This is a genomic window from Rhizobium sp. PP-F2F-G48 (assembly GCF_004342335.1).
Taxonomy (GTDB): Bacteria; Pseudomonadota; Alphaproteobacteria; order Rhizobiales; family Rhizobiaceae; genus Ferranicluibacter.
Window position 1 is genome coordinate 515,421 of sequence record NZ_SLVH01000003.1, and the last position, 17,116, is coordinate 532,536.

Sequence of the window (17,116 nt, forward strand, 5' to 3'; positions counted from 1 at the left end):
TCCTCATGCACGCTTCCCTGCTCCGCATCGGCGGCCCTACGCTCTGCGTCATCCTGACCATCGGCCTGCTTCTGGCCGGCAAATCGGCCATCACGGGCGTGGAGAGTGCGGCGGTGCCCGACATGGCGCTGGAAACGCCCGACCTCAGCGACGTTCCCACGATCGGCGAAAAGCCCGCCGGGAGCGCAGACGTGCCCGCCGATCCCGGCATGGAGGCGATGCCGTTTTCGCCCGATGCGCCGACGGTGAACGATGGCGTGACCCCGAAGGTCGCTCCGGAACCACCCGCCGTCGATACCGCACCGCTTGCGCCACCAAGTGCTGCGCCCGCCGATCCGGCGCCTTCCCCAGTGCCTCTCACGGAGGCCATTCTTCGGCATCCCGTGGCGCTGTCGGCAGGCCTGATCCAGTTCGACGGACGGACGATCCAGCTTGCGGGCATCAAGCCGAATTCGGCCGACCGGATCTGCACATCGACAAGAGGCGACTGGCCGTGCGGCACCGTCGCCCGCACCGCCTTCCGCAATTTCATCCGCGCACGCGCCTTTACCTGTCAGGTGCCGGCAGGTGACGCGAGCGACACGGTGACGGCAGGCTGCAGGGTCGGCACCGACGATCCTGCGCTCTGGCTTGCCCGCAACGGGTGGGCGGAGGTGGATGGAAACGATCCCGACCTGACCGCAGCCCTGGAAGCGGCCAAGGCGACGGCCAAGGGTTTTTACCGCGCCGGCTCCGAGCCCATTCCACCCGCGCCCGGTCCGGCACCTTGATCTGACGCGCCGGCACGTCTCCTCTCTTTCGGTCGCGGCAGCTTGAGCCGGTGCCTTGCAACGGTGCGCCTGAGACCATACCTGCGGGACGGATGAACCCCGGAGAACGTATGCCCAAAGCTTTGACCCACCAGGAAGCCCTGATCCATGTGATGGTGATGATGTCGGCCGTGGACCGTGCCATGAGCGACGAGGAGATGGAGCGGATCGGCAAGCTCTCCCGCATTCTGCCCGTTTTCGACGATTTCGATCCGGAGAGCCTCGTGCCCGTGGCACGCAGCAGCGCGACCTTGCTCGCGGCGCCGGAAGGGCTCGATATCCTGCTGGAACTGGTGCGCGAGGCCCTGCCACAGCGCTTGTTCGAGACCGCCTACGCGCTGGCCGTCGATATCGCCGCGGTCGATCGCAGCGTCCGAACCGAAGAACTGAGGCTCCTTGCCCTGCTGCGCGACCGGCTCGGCCTCGACAAGCTCGTCTGCGCCGCCATCGAACGCGGTGCTCAGGCCCGCATGCGCCGCTGAAGGGCGCCAGGACATCGGCTCAGTAGATCCCGGTCGGGAAATATCGCAGGTAAATTTCATTCAGGCGCCCGCTGCGCGTCAACTCCAGAAGGGCGTGATCCAGAGCCTGCGTCAGCGCCGGATCGCCTTTCCGGTTCATGATCGCCAGGCCCTCGCCGAGAAAATGTTCGGAGACATAGGCGCCATCGACCAGCCTGCAGCACGCCGCTGCATCGGGGGAAGCGGCCCAGAAGGAAAGCTGCAGGCCGTCGGAGAACACCGCGTTCACATCGCCGGCCTTCAACGACTGAAGCATCGCCGCGCGATCGGGAAAGACCTGCGCGGTGGCCGCCGGGAAGAACGCCTTCAGCATGGCTTCATGGGTCGTGCCCGCGACGACCCCGATCGATTTTGCGAGGACGGCAGACAGTTCGGCCTTTCCGCCGGCGCCACCGCCGGAACCCTGCGATAGCCTCGTGGCAAAGCGGGCGGGCAGACGCAGGAAGGGCCGCGTGAAGGCAAACCGCTGGCGAAGCTCGTCGGTCATCGCGACGCCTGCGATGACGGCCTCGCCCTGCCCGTCCTCCAATGCCGGCTGCAATTCCTCGAACGTCACGGCCTGGATCTGGCACTTCGCCTCGATGTCCAGAATTCGGCAGATCTCGCGGGCGAGATCGATATGAAAGCCGGAGAGCTTTTGCGACTGGTCGATGAAGTTGAAGGGCGGAAAGTCCACCGTCGTCAGAAATCGCAGCCGTGCGAGACCGCCAAGGTCCGGCTTTGCAATGCGCTCGCGCACATCGAAGGCAAGCGGAAGCTCCCGCACGGGCTCTGCCGCCTGCACCGAAGAACCACCTATCCAAGCCACCGCAAAGATGCTTAAGATATTCCTAATGATCGGCTGGATCGAAAACATCCGTATCGTTCTCATCAGATTTCGAGTTCCGGTCTGCAAGGGCCGACGCTGTTTGCGACGAGGTGTTGATGCGCCAGCCAGACTACCTGTCACCACCCGGATTGGCTACTCGACACGAGCGGACCGTTTCCGAAAAATTGCCTTTGCCAGCCTTTTCCGTCGATCTGTTGCGGGAAGGCCGCCTGCTTCTGAAGCTCGGCATCGGCAAACCGACGATCGCACGGATGATGCTGCAGGCGGACGAAAACGGAACGACGGTCGAGGAGGAACTGCTCGCATCCGGTGAAATCGTCGATCGCCTCTATTTCGAAGCGATGGCCGACCTTCTCGGGCTCCCGTTTCAGGCCGAGATCGACGCGGATCAGGTCCATGATGCCGAGAGGCTGGATACGCAGCTGGTGTTCCCGCAGATGCTGCGCCTCTACCACTCCAGCCGTTCGCCGATCACAGTCATCGTCCCGACGCTCGAGCGCCTTGGCGACATCGCATCGACGCTCGATCAACGGCCCGCACTTCGCCAGATGCTCGCTGTTTCGACGCCGGCGGCCGTGCGAAAGGCGACCTGGGCCGCCGGCCGGCAACGGCGGGTGCGCGACACCCTCGCGCGCCTCTTCGACGCGGCGCCGATACACAGTGCGCGCATCGTCTTCTGGGGCAAGCAAGGGTTTTATACCGGCCTTGGCCTGTCCCTCTTCGTGACCTCCGCCCTCCTCGCACCCTTCGCCTGGCTTCTCGTCACGCATCTCCTCCTGACCGGCCTCTATTTCTGCCAGCTGTTTCTGCGCGCACGCGCGCTCCTGCGCTTGAAGAGACCGGCGATCGCACCGGCCCTGCCTCCACCGCGTGCCGCAGACCCGTCCGCGCCTTTGCCGGTCTATTCGGTCTTCGTCGCGCTCTACCGGGAGGCGGAGGTCGTTTCGCAACTGATCCATGCCCTCGACCGCCTTGACTGGCCCCGGTCGCGCCTCGACATCAAGCTCATCTGCGAGGAAGACGACGGGGAGACGCTTGCGGCGCTCGAAGCGCTGCCGCTCTCATCCGAATACGAGATCGTGCGCGTTCCCGCCGCCTTACCGCGCACCAAGCCCAAGGCGTTGAGCTACGCACTTCCCGGCGCGTGCGGCAGGTTCCTCACGATCTATGACGCGGAAGACCGGCCGGACCCCGGCCAGTTGTGCGAGGCCCATGCCGCCTTCCTGACAGCAGACCCGCGCGTCGCCTGCCTTCAGGCGCCGCTTGTCGTCACCAATGCCGGTGCGGGATGGCTGAGCACGATGTTCGCACTCGAATATTCCAGCCTGTTCCGTGGCCTCCTGCCCTATCTCGCATCGCGCGGCCTGCCACTGCCGCTCGGCGGCACCTCGAACCATTTTCGCGTCGATGTCCTGAACGCCGTCGGCGGCTGGGATCCTTACAACACGACGGAGGATGCGGATCTCGGCATGCGGCTCGCGCGCCTCGGCTACCTGTCGCAGATGATCCAACGGCCAACCTTCGAGGATGCGCCGACGGAGACGCGCGTCTGGTTTGCGCAACGGACGCGATGGTACAAGGGCTGGATGCAGACCTGGCTCGTGCTGATGCGCGAACCGTCGCGTCTCGCGCGGCAGATGGGATGGAAGGCTTTCGCGACCGTCCAGATCCTCGTGGCCGGCCTGATCCTGTCGGCTCTCGGCCATCCGCTGATCATCGCCTTCCTCGCCTATCTCGGCTGGACACTGACAGCGGGAGACCTTTCGACCGGGGATACGGCCCTCGCTTCCGGCCTTCTGCTTCTCGACGTCCTCAACCTCGTCGGCAGCTACGCGATCATGATCCAGCTCGGCTGCAAGCCGATGCAGGCCGATGAGCGGCGCGCCGTGGGCAGCAAGTGGCGCGCCGTGCCTCTCTACTGGTTGATGATCTCGGCTGCCGCTTGGGCGGCCATCATCGAGCTCTACCGCAAGCCTTTCGCCTGGAACAAGACGCCGCACATGCCGACGGCCTGCTGAGCCCGGCGCAACGACACTGCCATCCCCATTCGTCACACCGATTGACGGGAATATCACACAACGGTACGTTACCGACCAACCGATAGCCGCAGGCCTTCGGCGCGAGGATGGGAGGACGAACCGATGGATTGCCTGCTCGGCATCGACAATGGGCTGACGGTGACCAAGGCCGTGGTCTTCCGGCGCGATGGAACGCCGATCTCGGTGGCGCGTCGCCGGGTGGCACAATCCCTTCCACACCCGCGATGGGTGGAGCGTGATATGGACGGCCTTTGGACGGCGACGGCCGAGGCCATTCGGGAAGCGATCACGACGGCCGGCTGCCGCCCTTCCGACATTAAGGCCGTCGCTGCGACGGCTCATGGCGACGGCGTGTACGTGCTCGACCGCGGTGGCCGGCCGCTCGGACCCGGGATCTTGTCGCTCGACAGCCGCGCAGGCGCTTTGTCCGATGCGTGGAACGCGACCGATATTGCCGCAAAGGCGCTGGCGCTCACCGGACAATCCCCCCACGCCTCGGCACCATCGGCCATCCTCGCCTGGATGCGCGACCATCAGCCGGAGCGGTTTGCCCGCATCGGCCATGTGATCGCCTGCAAGGATTGGCTCCGGTTCTGCCTGACGGGCACGATCGGCACCGACCGGACCGAAGCGAGCATCTCTTTCACGAATGTCGCGACGCAGGCCTTCGACCGAGACGCACTGGCGCTTTTCGGCCTGGAGTCCTTGTGGGGCGCGCTCCCCGACATGGCCGCTTCCGCCGCGATCGTTGGTAGTGTTACCGCGTCGGCCTCGGCGCTCACCGGCCTTCTTGAGGGAACGCCGGTTGCGGCCGGCCTGCACGACGTGACAGCCTCCGCTCTGGGAATCGGTGGCCATGAGACCGGCTTGCTGTCGATCGTTGCCGGCACCTATTCGATCAACGAGGTGGTGACGGACAAGCCCGTCACCGATCCGCGATGGCACTGCCGCAGCGGCATCGCGCCCGGACATTGGAACAACATGGCGGTGTCCCCGGCATCGACGGCGAATTACGACTGGTTTCTCGACCAGTTCTGCCGCGCCGAGCAAAGCGAAGCCGCGAGAAGCGGCACGGGCGTCCATGAGCTTCTGAAGCCGGAGCTCGATGCCGCATTCGGCCGGCCGTCCGACATTCTCTTTCACCCCTATCTGTTCGGCTCTCCCTATGGCAGTTCGGCCAGCGCCGGCTTCTTCGGCGTTCACGGATGGCACGATCGCGGCGATATGCTGAAGGCCGTGCTGGAAGGCATCGTCTTCAACCACAAGGCCCATGTGGACGATCTGCGAAGCGTGATGCCGGTGACCGAGGCGCGGATTTCGGGCGGCGGCGCGCGAAACCCCGCGCTGTCGCAGATGTTTGCCGACGCGCTGGACCTGCCGGTGCATGTGACCTCGGCGGACGAGGCCGCCGCCTGGGGCGCGGCGCTGACGGCCGGGGCCGCGATCGGTCTCTACGAGAGCCCGCAGGCCGGCGCCCGGGAAACCACGACGATCCTGCGCAGCCATGTGCCGGACCCGGAGCGGAAAGCGGCGCTTGCGGCGCGCTACGCGCTCTACCGCGACATGGCCGAGGCGATGCAGCCGCATTGGAGGGCGATCGAGCGGCTGGCGGAAGGGTCTCGAGGGGCGATCTCCCCATGAAGGGCGACGCGCGCCGGGACGAGATCGCCGACTACATCATGCAGGCCGGACAGGCGCGCATCGAGGATCTCGTCGCGCATTTCGGCGTGTCGCGCATGACCATCCACCGCCATGTCGATCGGCTCGCCCACCAGGGCGTGCTGCGCAAGCTGCACGGTACTGTGACGGTTCAGCCGTCCGGCCTTTACGAAAGCGCCTTCCGCTACCGCGAGACCGTGGGCAAGGCGGAAAAGGCGGCGCTGGCGCGCGCAGCCCTTGCCCATGTGGAACCGGGACAGGCCGTCATGCTGGACGACAGTACGACCGGCGCTGCCCTTGCCGACCTCCTGGCCGGGGTCCGACCGCTGACGGTGATCACCAACGGGCTGGTTTCCACGAACAGGCTGATCGACATCGACGAGATCGAGGTGCTCTGCCTCGGCGGCACCTATCATCGCACGTTCAATGCCTTTATCGGGCTGACGACCGAGCGTGCCGTTACGGCCTTGCGGGCCAATGTCTTCTTCTGTTCGGCCTCTGCTGTCGAGGGCGGCACCGCGTTCATTCAGGATGCGCAGGTGACCAAGGTCAAGCAGGCGATGATGGCCGCATCCTCGCGCCGTATCCTGCTGCTCGACGCTTCCAAGTTCGGCAAGGTGGCGTTGAACGTCTTTGCCGACCTCACGGCCTTCGATGCCGTCCTGGCCACGGACCGGCTGGCCGACACCGTCCGCGCGGATCTTCTGGCGCGCGGCGTTCCCCTCAGCATCACCAGAACAGGCAGGACATCATGAGCGAGACCGTCAACGAGATGCAGTGGCCGGGCGATATGGCGGAGCGCATGGATGCGATCGCCAGAACCGAGACCGTCGATGTCGTGATTATCGGCGCGGGCGTCAACGGTGCCGGGCTGTTTCGCGATCTCTGCGCACAGGGGCTGACCTGCCTCATCCTCGACAAGTCGGATTACGGCTCCGGTACCAGTGCCGCCCCCTCGCGCCTGATCCATGGCGGTCTGAAATATCTGGAAACGGGCGAGCTTCGGCTGGTGGCGCAATCGACCTATGAGCGGAACCTGCTGCTGCGCAACGCGCCGCATTATGTGAAGCCGCTGGCGACGGTCATTCCCATCTTTTCCTGGACGAAGGGGGTCTTCTCGGCCGTGCGCACGCTGTTCGGCGCCAAGGGAACGCCGCGAAGCCGGGGTGCGCTGCTGATCAAGACCGGGCTTTCGATGTATGATGCCTATGGTGCGCGCCAGCGGGTGATGCCGCGTCACACGATGGCCGGCAAGGCCGCATCGCTGCGCAGCCTGCCGGCGCTGACGCCGCGCATCGTTGCGACCGGCACTTATTACGACGCGACCGTGACGCATCCCGAGCGGCTGGTGGCCGAACTCGTGTGGGACGGCCTTGCGGCAAGCCCGGCCTCGGCCGCCGTCAACCATGCCCGCCTCGAGGGCCGCGACGGCGATACGCTCGTCGTCTCCAGCCTGCTCAACGGGGCGACGTTGCGCGTCAAGCCGCGCATCGTGGTGAATGCCGGCGGTCCGTGGATCGATGCGGTGAACGCGACGCTTGGCGAGACGTCGCGCATGATCGGCGGCACCAAAGGCTCGCATATCCTGCTGCGCCACGATGCGCTGTTGCGGGAACTCGATGGGCGGATGATCTACTTCGAGGCGGACGACGGGCGCATCTGCCTCGTCTTCGACTATCTCGGCCGCGCCATGGTCGGCTCCACCGATATCAAGGCCGACCAGCCGGACAGCGTGCGCTGCGAGGACGACGAAATCGACTACCTTCTGGACAGCCTCAGCAAGCTCCTGCCGAAGATGCAGTTCGACCGCAGCCAGATCGTCTACACCTATAGCGGCATTCGTCCTTTGCCGGCTAACAATGCCAGCGATCCCGGCCTGATCAGCCGCGACCACGTGACGCCGGTTCTTGAACCGACGGTGGACCGCCCCTTCCCCGTCTTGTCGCTGGTCGGCGGCAAATGGACGACGTTTCGCGGCTATGCGGAAGAGGTCGCCGAGACGGTGCTCACGCGTCTCGGCCAGTCCCGCAAGGTGTCGACGGTAGCGATGCCGATCGGTGGTGGCCGGGACTATCCCGGCGATGAGGCCGGCCGCCTGCGGCTGGTGGCCGACCTTGCCGCGACATCAGGACTTACCGAGGCGCAGGCGGCAAGCCTGCTTTCCCGCTATGGAACAACGGCGCGCGCCGTGGCACGCCACATCGGCGCAACGAGCACCGCCCCGCTTCCCGATGCGCCGGACTATTTTGAAGGCGAAATCGATTATCTCGTTCGCAACGAGCAGGTCGGGCGGCTGGGGGATATCGTGCTTCGCCGCACCGCTCTTGCCGTGACGGGAACGCTGACGGTGCGCCTTCTGCGTCGCATCGCGGAGATTGCCGGACAGGCGCTCGGCTGGACCGAGGAGACGATCGAGCGGGAAATCGCAAGCGTGCGCGATGAGCTTTCGCGTCTGCACGGCGTGACCCTGGCGTAGTCGCCAGGGTTCGCGGCGCACGCCGATCCCGTCAGACAAGAAATAAAAAAGGCCGGGGCGAAACCGCACCGACCTTCCTCATTCGCTTTTATCAGTTTGCCAGTACATCCGTGGTCAAATCGACGAAAGCTTGTATCGGACCCGAGAACTTATCTTTTCAGACAGGCTCGACCGGTTGCCGATGAGAGAGATATAGGAGCCGAATGTGACGGCTTCAAGTCGAAGCCGCATTTCTTTTGAGAAATCATTCTGCGCCGATATCGGCTCATCGGAACATCTCAGACGTGGTGCCGTCGATTGTAGATGCCCGTCACCCGGACGGCGACCTGCTGGTGCTTGGGGTGCAGGGCAATGTATTCGTACTGCAGGCCGGTGCTTTCCACGAACTCCCGGAACGCCTTGAACTCGTGCATCTCCCAGCCGGGATAGTTGAAATATTCGTCGAAGAGGATGATCGTTCCCGGCACGAGGCGTTCTCGCAGCTGCGTCAGCACTGTCTGCGTCGAGCTGTAGAGATCGCAATCGACGTGCAGGAACGAGACCGGGCCGGGATGGGCATCCAGAAAGCCGGGCAGCGTCCGGTCGAACCAGCCGACGACCAGCTCGACATTGTCGGCCACCGCCGGAAGATCTTCCCGCGCAAAGGCGCTCTTGTCGTAGCCGTCGCGCCAGCTTTCCGGCAGACCCTCGAAGCTGTCGAACCCGTAAATCGTGTCGGCCGGCCGTGCTGCGGCCGTCCGGTTGATCGAGCGGCCGGAGAAGACGCCAAATTCGAGCGAGAGGCCTTCGACCGTCGCGCAGGAAACCGCGTAATCGAGGACGTCGGCCGAGGTCTCGAAGCGCTTGGCGCCCAGCATGTGCGAGTAGAGATATTGCGACGAGGACACAGCGGCGGACAGTTTCGCGACCTTATCGAGATCAAAAGCATCTCCTCGCGGATTTGCCAGAGCGTGATCATAGACCAGAAGCAGGAATTGCATGAATTCCGGGTTTTCCAATGTCGCCTTATCCATCGAAGTCCTGGCCTTTCGTGGCACGTGTGCTAGAGCGCTATGTCAGATGACGTAAACGGAGTAGCTTGCCCAAGGCGTTCGCAATTCATCTTCGTCGAACAAGCATTGATGATTGGCTCTCCACGATCCGCAGAGATTTCGGCACGCGAATGCTGCGGCGCGGCATGCATGTTGTTCTGAGATTATCCGAGAGGCTCTGCTTTCTCGCAGCCTGCTGTAACGCGATGGCAAAGTTCGTCCGGTCAGCAGGCACAATCTGTTCCGCGCCCGATTTGCTGCCGTCGCACGACGGCCTCAATCGGCTCGCGTGAGCCGCCGACGTATTGGGAACACCGAATTTGCTGGAGCGGGTGAAGGGAATCGAACCCTCGTATTCAGCTTGGGAAGCTTCGAGAACTCTAAAGCTTTTCAAGGCGGCGTGTCACTCAGCCACTATTCAAAAGCGTATCGCCCCATTGGCGTTAACCGTGTTCAAAGCAACTTCTGAGGGACTCTTTTCAGCCCATCGGCACGCTGTAGATTGCAACGAGCCCGCCGAGATCTGGCAGGATCTCCGCGGGCTCTAACCAGTCCAACACGAAAGAGGTGTCAGATGGCTTACGCCAATTTATCGACGATTCACGAGACGAGCAACGTCTACCGGCCGAACGTCTTCCCCATCCGAAACGAGATCCAGCCGCAGGCGATCACTTTTGCCGAGGCTGCCGCCAGCTACATGCAGAACGGCGGATGCGGGCGTTACCTGCCGCGCATCATCGAACACTTCGACGGCCGGCCCCTCGCCTCGATTTTCCCTTTCGACGTGCGCAAAATGGCTGAGGATCTCTATCCCGTTCACAAGGGATCGACGCGCAACAGGCAGGCCATTGCGCCAGCCCGCGCCGTCATTATGCATGCCTATGAACGCGGGTGGTGCAACATCATCCACATCCGCCGCTTCAAGGAAGATCGCGTGCAGCGGGTCAAGCCCGCCTCTCACGTCTGGCTGCACACCTTCATCCGCCAGTGCGAGAAAGACGGACGGCTTGATCACATGGCCGCATGCGTCCTGTTCATGTCACAGACCGGCGCGCGCGTCAGCGAGGCGGTGGCGCTGCGCTGGGCGCAGGTGGACTTCACCACGCGGACCGCGCTGCTGTTGAAGACGAAGACCGGCACCAATTCGATGCGTCACCTCACGGACGAGCTGACCGAGCGGTTAGCGAAACTTAAGGCGACAGCCAGCGCCAACGACCGCGTCTTTCGCTTCACCAATCGCCATAGCGTCAACGAGCGCATCAAGGCCGTCAGCGGCCGCGCTGGCATCAGCTACAAATCTAGCCATGTTTGCGGCCGACACGCATTCGCGACGAATGCGATGGACGCCGGCGCCGACATCCGGACAGCCATGGCCGCCGGCGACTGGAAAAGCTCGTCGATCTTTCTGGAAATCTATGTGCATCCGCGCACGAATGCCGGCCGGCTGGTTGCCGATCGGTTCAACGGCAACCAGTATAACGGCGACATGTGACTAGGTCGAGAACGTAGGAAGGCCCGCAATTCTCGGGCCTTCCGGTTCATTCGGATAGAAAATTGACCTTTTCCCAATTCATCAAACGCGGCTCTCTAGCCCATGCAATTCGCTGTTTAATCATTCGCGCCGGTATCCCAGCGTAAATTGCGTTTGGAATGGTAAGCGACTCAGAAACTAGCGATCCAGTGCCGACAATTGAACCGCTGGCGATCGTCGTTCCTTTAACGACACGGACACCTTCCCCGATCCACACGTGATCTCCTAGAACAACATCTTGCCCGTTATTGATCTCTTCTTTTGTATCCAAGTCGTAGATAGGGTGCTCATCAAAGCATCTGATTTCGATGTTGCGTGATAGCATGCAATCACGGCCAATCGTAATGGATGCCCGTCCGCCAACACTAAATCGTACTGTTTCCGTGGTCGTCTCAGGACCAATTCGGATCAGGGACTTATTCCCGTAAACATAGATCAGACCCCTTAGGCGTGTGTTTTTCCCGACAATGATCAGGTTGCCCGACCCCCTGATCATAATCGCGCAGTCGGATAAGTTGGCGCTTGGGTCTAGCCTTACTTGGTTTCTACTGCCTCGGATGTCCAAACTTTTGATCGGAACTAAACACATCATATGGTTGGTAACGTTGTCGATACCTGCAATATGCATACTTGACGTCGAGGTAATATCAATTTCACTCATGATGCGAGCAGGGCCAGAGAGGAAACTTTGGCAAAAACAGCGAGAGGTTTGGGCTTCACAGGGGCAAAGGTCATTGTTATCTCCGGACAGCGCCCTTGTAATACCTTTCATCGTCCGATTGAAGATGACATCAGCGATGATTGTTGGCGGCGCTGACATTCAATGCCAGCACCGCCGCTTCACCATCGATCCCCCCATCAGATGATGATGGGGTGGCGGGTTAGGCCGCCAGCAGCGCCGGATCGATGCCCTTGGAGATCGATGCAACGACGGACGCGCCGGTTCCATCGCCGCCAACAAGCGCAACGGTGGGCACCGACGAGATATCGGAGCCGCCCCACCAATCGGCCTCTGCAAGCACGACCTGCCCACCAACGATGCGGGCAGTTGCCTGGGGAGGAACGGCGCCTGCATGCGAGACGAGAGCGCCATTGGTGTAGCCTGTGCCACCTGCCGTGACGGTGTAACCCGTGATCCGCTTGTTGGTCAGGATCGCCGTCGCCGTGGCACCAGAGCCTGCGTTGTTGAGCGGCAGAATGGCGATGGTGGGCGGATAGTCGTAATCGATCGCGCCATCGCTGACTGGCGTGATGCCCGTCAGAGCGCCACCAGAAAAGACCGGCGTTGCGACCGGAACGCCGTGGCCGGAGAACACCACCTGCGGCGCGACCGTCCAGCCGGAGCCACCAACAACCGCCAGAGCTGAGACCGTGCCTCTGACCTTCGCATGGTAGACATCAGTCGGATGGATGCCGTCTGCGGACAAACCCTGTCTCACGTTGGTCGTTCCCCACGCCATCGGCGCATGCTTCGTCGGGTCGGACTTGCTCTCAAGCTGTGCAGCAACGTCGAAGACGCCCGTAAGGAGGTGCCCCGCCTGACCGGCGCGAACCGTTCCCGCAGCATTCGACCCCGTCGCGACCGCAACACCCGCGTTGATCGGCGCGCCGTCGCGAAGCCACGCGTTCATCAATGCTCGAACACCGCCTGCCGCGTAGGCTGCGGAGAACGCGGTCTGGTTGACAATCGTGACCCATCCGTCCGTTGACGTCGTGTAGGTCGTGATGGTGGACTGGTAGACAGCAGCCACCAGAGCCTTGAACGACGTCCATTCCGCGATCATGCTGGCTTGCACCGTCGCGAGGCTGTCGCCCCGTGTGATGTCATTTATGCCCATCTGGCAAAGCGCAAAATCAAGGCCCGGCAAAGCTTGGATCATGGCCGTCTGCGCGGCGTGGTTGGCATTGTAGCCGCTGACGTAATGGCCGGGCAGAGTGTGCTTCAGGACGCCGATGTTCGCACGGCCAAGGATACGCGCCGGCCAGCCGAAGTTGCCCCAAGCATCGCCCGAGATTTCACCGCCGCCCGCCCCCCCGTTGCCGATGCTGTCGCCATCAACAACGCCTGAGCGCCCATCGACTGCACTCGCCAGGAGCGCGGGAGCTGCCGAGGGATGACCGGTCGTCAGGGGGTTACCATCCTGGCGCTTGTCGCCAAGCAGAGGCATGAGGACAACAGGTCGCTCGATGGCGAACTGGAGAACGGCCTGCTGGGTGCCAGCGGTGTAGTTGCCACCTGCCGTGACGTCTACCCTGACGACACTCCCCTGGTAGGTGTAGGCGCGCGCAGTCGCGCCGGAGCCCGTACCGCCGGTAATCGTCAGGTCGTACCAAGGCGCCCAAAGGCCGGAACCTCCATTTGCGACGTCGATGCTCGTGATGGCCGTGCCGGGGCGATTGACCACGAAGGTGGGTGCCGTCCCCAGCGTGGCCGTCGTTCGAATGCCGAACTCAGCCCCGACCGGAACCTCGACTGCAAGTTCGGCGTCGGTGAGGTCGAGGCGCGTGCCGCGCGGGATCGTCTTCGTCGGCACAACGTTCTGATAGACGTTCAGCGGGTATTCGATATCGATCGAAACCGATTGATCGTAGTTGAAAGAGGCCTCTCCGATGCCGTCGAAGCGATCCACCACGGCCGTAGCGCCTGCGCCGTCGCCGGTAATCGTCAGCGTCGGAATTGGCCCAGCGCCCCATGCGCCGATATTGTAAATCAGGATGGCGATGATCTGACCGCCAACGATTACCGGCCGAAAGTCATAGCCGGCACCCCCCCCAGAAGCGGAGACGGTCGCGGTGGCGTAACCGGACCCGACGTTGGTGACGCGGATTTCCTTGACGCCATTGGTCGTGCCGCTGATCTTCGTGCCGGAAAGGCCGGTGCGAAGCCGTTTCAACGCCGCACCCGTTCTGTTGATCTGGTGAACCGTGCCACCACGACCAGTGATGGACGCCCCGTTGACGAATGTGTCCACGTAGCTGTTGTTGGCCATGGATAAACGGCTCCCAATGGGGGAGTAGCGAACCCCACCGCCCTGCGATGGAATGATGCCGGCGCCGATATAGCTCGCGATCTGTCGAGCACGCTGCGTGCGTGATGCCATGTTGATGATCCTTTGAAGTGAAGGGGTGATCAGGAAGAAGCGGGTACGATCGAGAAGCGAACCGGCGGAGATACGACGGTGGTCGGCCCCAGAAGTTGCTGAAGCGGATTGCAGGTGTATTCGAGCACAACCTCATACCAGGCCGGACCGACTGCAGCCGCCGATGGGATTGTGATGCTGCGACGATAGGTTTCCCGGCCAGCCAGAAGATCAGCGCCAACGGTGAACTGTGGCACCGAATGCCGCACGCCATTCGCATCATATAGCCAGCGCTTGGCGACGACAGGACAAATCCGGCTGCGAAAGACTTTGTATTCGACCTCGATCGTGCCGCCCTGCTCGACGCGCATCGCGAGAGGCCTTGCGCTTTGATATGTGATCGGCGCCTCGCGATCGACGATCATCACGGCGATGTTGAAAGAGCTGACGAAAACGAGCGTGGCGACGGCGCCAGCCGTGAACCCCCAGAAGATGCGCTTCATGGCGTAGGCCCTCCCTTGATCCAGCCGATGACTTTCAAGGCGTTTTCGTAGAGGCCGACCGTGGCGATGAAGATCGCAACGGCTCCGATGATCAGGTACTTGAAGAACCGTGTGACAGTGCGTAGGTCGCGCACCATCTTGAAGCCGTCTCGCACATCGTCGGCCGGCATCGTGACGACTTCCTGCAGGGTCTCAAGTTCATTTGGGCGAAGGCCTGCCAACCAAACCCGTGTGCCTTCCGGCAATTCGATCAGGCGCTCGGGTGATCCTTCCGTCACTTCTGACCTCCCATCAGGGCACGGAGGTTATCCCGGTCAGCCGCACAGCGACCCACACGCGCGTTCGCCCGGTCGAGTGCTCCACGCTCGCGCCGAAGCACGGAACGAAGCTCCACGCCAACCGTGACAGGCGCGTGCGGCTCCAGCTTCCGGCAGTCGTCTGGCTGGTCGGGGATATCGATGCCCGCCTTTGCCTTGCCCGTCGTCTGGCCCGCAGTATTGATGCGGCTAAGGCTTGAGCAGCCAGTCCCGGTCAGCATCATCAATGACAGAGCAAGAGCGGCCGAGCGCCTTGAGTTTACGTTCATGGGCGGCAATCTCCTGTTCAAGCCTGTCGGTGGTGGCCGCTTCGGCTGCTCGCGCTGCCTCCAGACGGCGGCGGTAGTCTTCGGCGGCAATGGCTGCCGCTTTCTGCTGGCGCTCGCGCTCGGCCTTCTCTGCGGCAAGGGCGGTCTTTTCTGCGAGATCGACGAACTGGCGCCGGGCGTTTGCCGCGGCCTCCGCGCTCTTGATCGCGACACGGCCGGCGGTCAGATCACCAATGACGGGGATCGACGTGAGAAATGGGATGCGGCTCGCGCCGGGCACGCCCTCGTAGAAGAAGAGCATGCCGAGGAAGATGCAGGCGGGCAGCCCTAGCAGGCGGAGGGTGGAGGCAACGATCGTCATTGCTCCACCGTCACGTTGGTCGTTGTGGCAGGACTTTCGACGGCCGCTTGAGCGACCTCTGCCTTCATCTCGTTCTTGCGATCCCAGACAGCGCCAAACACGTAGGATCCGACGATGCCGCCAAAGAGGAAAATGAGGTTCATGGCAATGGTGTCGCTAAGGGCAATCGGACGCCCAAAGACGGCAAGGTAGGTGACCATCCCCGCGCACCAGAGAAGCGACAAAATGATGATGCGCCGCCGCACCGCCCAGTCCGGCGAAGCCTTGTGGTCCATGAAGAATTTCATCAGACCCTCGCGAACTGAAAGTGCATCCAGTCGTAGTTTTTCGCACGGCCAAGCGACAGCGCACCCTCGCCTTCAACGATCTTCCAGAAAGCCTCATATTCCGGCTTGGCGAAGCGAGCGCGGTCGCGGCCCCACTTCAGCTGATTGTTCTCGGGGTCTAGATCAACAGCGATACCGTAGGCATGCATTGACCAGGTCTTCGCGCCGCGCATTGGTCGGAAGTTGTAGCAACCGCCGAAGATATCGAGACCGAGCTTTGCGACGCCGTCAGCACCGTAGTGCGCCAAGGTCTTCTGAAAAATGCGCTGGATCGGCGCCTGCACTTTTGCATGACAGCGGAAACGCTTGATGATCTGCTTTTTGTCCCAAGCGATTTTCATGGGGTAGGCAAGCTCAACGATCCCGGCGGTGGCTTGCGCGCTCCCAGGCTCGCCGAAATAGCTCCGCACGCCGGCTTGTGATGGCCAGTCGGTCATGTGTTTCTCCAATGTGGTGGTTAGGCAGCGCTATGCAGCTCGGATTGAACATCCAAGGTGGTCTTCATAACGATGTCCTTATGGTGGGTATCTAGGCGCGCAGCGATTGCTGGCAGGCGCGGTCAAAAGCGCTCAATATTGCGCCCGACTTCAGGTCGTCGTCAGATCGAGATCGTGCGCGGTGCGAGGTAGGACTGCACCCGGGCATAGATCGACTGGACTTCCGCGTCGGTCAGGAACCGACTGTAGATCGAGGCGAAGGCCATATCGCTCTTGCCATTGTTCAGCGTATTGAGCGCGGCGCCGATGCGCATTTTCGCAAGCGCCGGATCGCGCGGGTTTGAGGACGCAGCATCTGCTCGCTGGCTGGAGCTGAGCGACCACAAGCTTTTCTGCGTGTTGCTCACGCGCCCGCAGACGAACGACCAGTTCGAGAAGTTGTGCGTGATGCCGATCGTCTCGACCGCCGTGGCGCTGCCCGTCCAGCGCGCGGCCTGCATGCTGAGCGCCGTCGTGCTCGCAGCGTAGAGCGAAAAGCCGGGCGATTTGCGCGACGGAGTTCCTGCAGAGAAACCCGTGTTGTTGTTGGTGATGAAGAACGGCTTCGTCAGGGTGCCATCGAGGCTGTCTGTTGACCGGATAACGCCAAGCACGGTCATTTCGGCCGTCTCGTCGATCGCCGTGGCGAGATAGTCGCCGCGGTTGACCGGGTCGAAGGAGAAGAAGCGGTTTGACGTGGCCGGCGCGCCGCCAAAGACACCGTCGGACTTGTCCTCCCCTGCCCAGTTTCGTGCCGCCTTGACGAGCGTTTCGTTGATGAAGAACCAACCTTCGAGATTGTCCACGACCGGCGGGACATAACCCACGGCGAAGGATTCGAAGGCAGCGTTCTTGATGAGGATCTGAGTTCCCGTTGCCATGTGAGGAG

17 protein-coding genes are annotated in these 17,116 nt (G+C 62.6%); 7 read left to right on the forward strand and 10 right to left on the reverse strand.

Annotation, left to right across the window (positions count from 1 at the left end; translation table 11 throughout):
• Window positions 1-5: 5 nt before the first annotated feature.
• Window positions 6-770, forward strand: coding sequence for a hypothetical protein (locus tag C8J36_RS10320; RefSeq protein WP_132534554.1), 765 nt, complete (start codon window positions 6-8; stop codon window positions 768-770).
• Window positions 771-880: 110 nt separating this feature from the next.
• Window positions 881-1,291, forward strand: coding sequence for a tellurite resistance TerB family protein (locus C8J36_RS10325; RefSeq protein ID WP_132534556.1), 411 nt, complete (start codon window positions 881-883; stop codon window positions 1,289-1,291).
• 19 nt (window positions 1,292-1,310) lie between these two features.
• Here C8J36_RS10325 and C8J36_RS10330 read toward each other — a convergent pair whose 3' ends face one another.
• The gene (locus C8J36_RS10330; RefSeq protein ID WP_132534964.1) at window positions 1,311-2,186 is read right to left on the reverse strand and encodes a transporter substrate-binding domain-containing protein; all 876 of its coding nucleotides are present in this window, start codon (window positions 2,184-2,186) and stop codon (window positions 1,311-1,313) included.
• Window positions 2,187-2,254: 68 nt separating this feature from the next.
• Between C8J36_RS10330 and C8J36_RS10335 the strand changes: the two genes are divergently transcribed.
• The 4 genes from C8J36_RS10335 to C8J36_RS10350 all read left to right on the forward strand — a co-directional run bounded on the left by C8J36_RS10335 (window position 2,255) and on the right by C8J36_RS10350 (window position 8,333).
• Entirely contained in the window at window positions 2,255-4,177 is a 1,923-nt protein-coding gene (locus C8J36_RS10335; protein WP_132534558.1) for a glycosyltransferase family 2 protein, read from the forward strand.
• Window positions 4,178-4,300: 123 nt separating this feature from the next.
• Complete coding sequence (locus C8J36_RS10340; RefSeq protein ID WP_132534560.1) at window positions 4,301-5,839, forward strand: FGGY-family carbohydrate kinase; 1,539 nt, start codon at window positions 4,301-4,303, stop codon at window positions 5,837-5,839.
• Window positions 5,836-6,612, forward strand: coding sequence for a DeoR/GlpR family DNA-binding transcription regulator (locus C8J36_RS10345; protein WP_062595185.1), 777 nt, complete (start codon window positions 5,836-5,838; stop codon window positions 6,610-6,612). The genes C8J36_RS10340 and C8J36_RS10345 overlap by 4 nt, the downstream gene beginning before the upstream one ends.
• Before the next feature lie 17 nt (window positions 6,613-6,629).
• The gene (locus C8J36_RS10350) at window positions 6,630-8,333 is read left to right on the forward strand and encodes a glycerol-3-phosphate dehydrogenase/oxidase (RefSeq protein WP_132534966.1); all 1,704 of its coding nucleotides are present in this window, start codon (window positions 6,630-6,632) and stop codon (window positions 8,331-8,333) included.
• Between the two features lie 278 nt (window positions 8,334-8,611).
• Here C8J36_RS10350 and C8J36_RS10355 read toward each other — a convergent pair whose 3' ends face one another.
• Entirely contained in the window at window positions 8,612-9,346 is a 735-nt protein-coding gene (locus C8J36_RS10355; RefSeq protein WP_132534562.1) for a class I SAM-dependent methyltransferase, read from the reverse strand.
• Window positions 9,347-9,938: 592 nt separating this feature from the next.
• Here C8J36_RS10355 and C8J36_RS10360 point away from each other — a divergent pair.
• Window positions 9,939-10,856 (forward strand): tyrosine-type recombinase/integrase, encoded by a 918-nt coding sequence (locus tag C8J36_RS10360; protein WP_132534565.1) that lies wholly within the window; start codon window positions 9,939-9,941, stop codon window positions 10,854-10,856.
• Window positions 10,857-10,902: 46 nt separating this feature from the next.
• Here C8J36_RS10360 and C8J36_RS10365 read toward each other — a convergent pair whose 3' ends face one another.
• The 8 genes from C8J36_RS10365 to C8J36_RS10405 all read right to left on the reverse strand — a co-directional run bounded on the left by C8J36_RS10365 (window position 10,903) and on the right by C8J36_RS10405 (window position 17,108).
• Window positions 10,903-11,715, reverse strand: a complete 813-nt coding sequence (locus tag C8J36_RS10365) for an acyltransferase (protein ID WP_132534567.1) — start codon at window positions 11,713-11,715, stop codon at window positions 10,903-10,905.
• Window positions 11,716-11,776: 61 nt separating this feature from the next.
• Window positions 11,777-13,996 (reverse strand): hypothetical protein, encoded by a 2,220-nt coding sequence (locus C8J36_RS10370; protein ID WP_132534570.1) that lies wholly within the window; start codon window positions 13,994-13,996, stop codon window positions 11,777-11,779.
• A gap of 29 nt (window positions 13,997-14,025) precedes the next feature.
• Window positions 14,026-14,478: a hypothetical protein gene (locus tag C8J36_RS10375; protein ID WP_132534573.1), complete on the reverse strand. Its 453-nt coding sequence runs from the start codon at window positions 14,476-14,478 to the stop codon at window positions 14,026-14,028.
• Window positions 14,475-14,756 (reverse strand): hypothetical protein, encoded by a 282-nt coding sequence (locus C8J36_RS10380; protein WP_132534575.1) that lies wholly within the window; start codon window positions 14,754-14,756, stop codon window positions 14,475-14,477. Before C8J36_RS10380 ends, C8J36_RS10375 begins: the two co-directional genes overlap by 4 nt.
• Before the next feature lie 228 nt (window positions 14,757-14,984).
• Window positions 14,985-15,425 (reverse strand): hypothetical protein, encoded by a 441-nt coding sequence (locus C8J36_RS10390; RefSeq protein WP_132534577.1) that lies wholly within the window; start codon window positions 15,423-15,425, stop codon window positions 14,985-14,987.
• Window positions 15,422-15,712 (reverse strand): hypothetical protein, encoded by a 291-nt coding sequence (locus C8J36_RS10395; RefSeq protein ID WP_132534580.1) that lies wholly within the window; start codon window positions 15,710-15,712, stop codon window positions 15,422-15,424. The genes C8J36_RS10390 and C8J36_RS10395 overlap by 4 nt, the downstream gene beginning before the upstream one ends.
• Window positions 15,712-16,188 carry a M15 family metallopeptidase gene (locus tag C8J36_RS10400; protein WP_132534582.1) on the reverse strand — a complete coding sequence of 159 codons (477 nt, stop codon included), beginning with the start codon at window positions 16,186-16,188 and terminating at the stop codon, window positions 15,712-15,714. The genes C8J36_RS10395 and C8J36_RS10400 overlap by 1 nt, the downstream gene beginning before the upstream one ends.
• 161 nt (window positions 16,189-16,349) lie before the next feature.
• Window positions 16,350-17,108, reverse strand: a complete 759-nt coding sequence (locus C8J36_RS10405; protein ID WP_132534585.1) for a hypothetical protein — start codon at window positions 17,106-17,108, stop codon at window positions 16,350-16,352.
• Window positions 17,109-17,116: the final 8 nt, after the last annotated feature.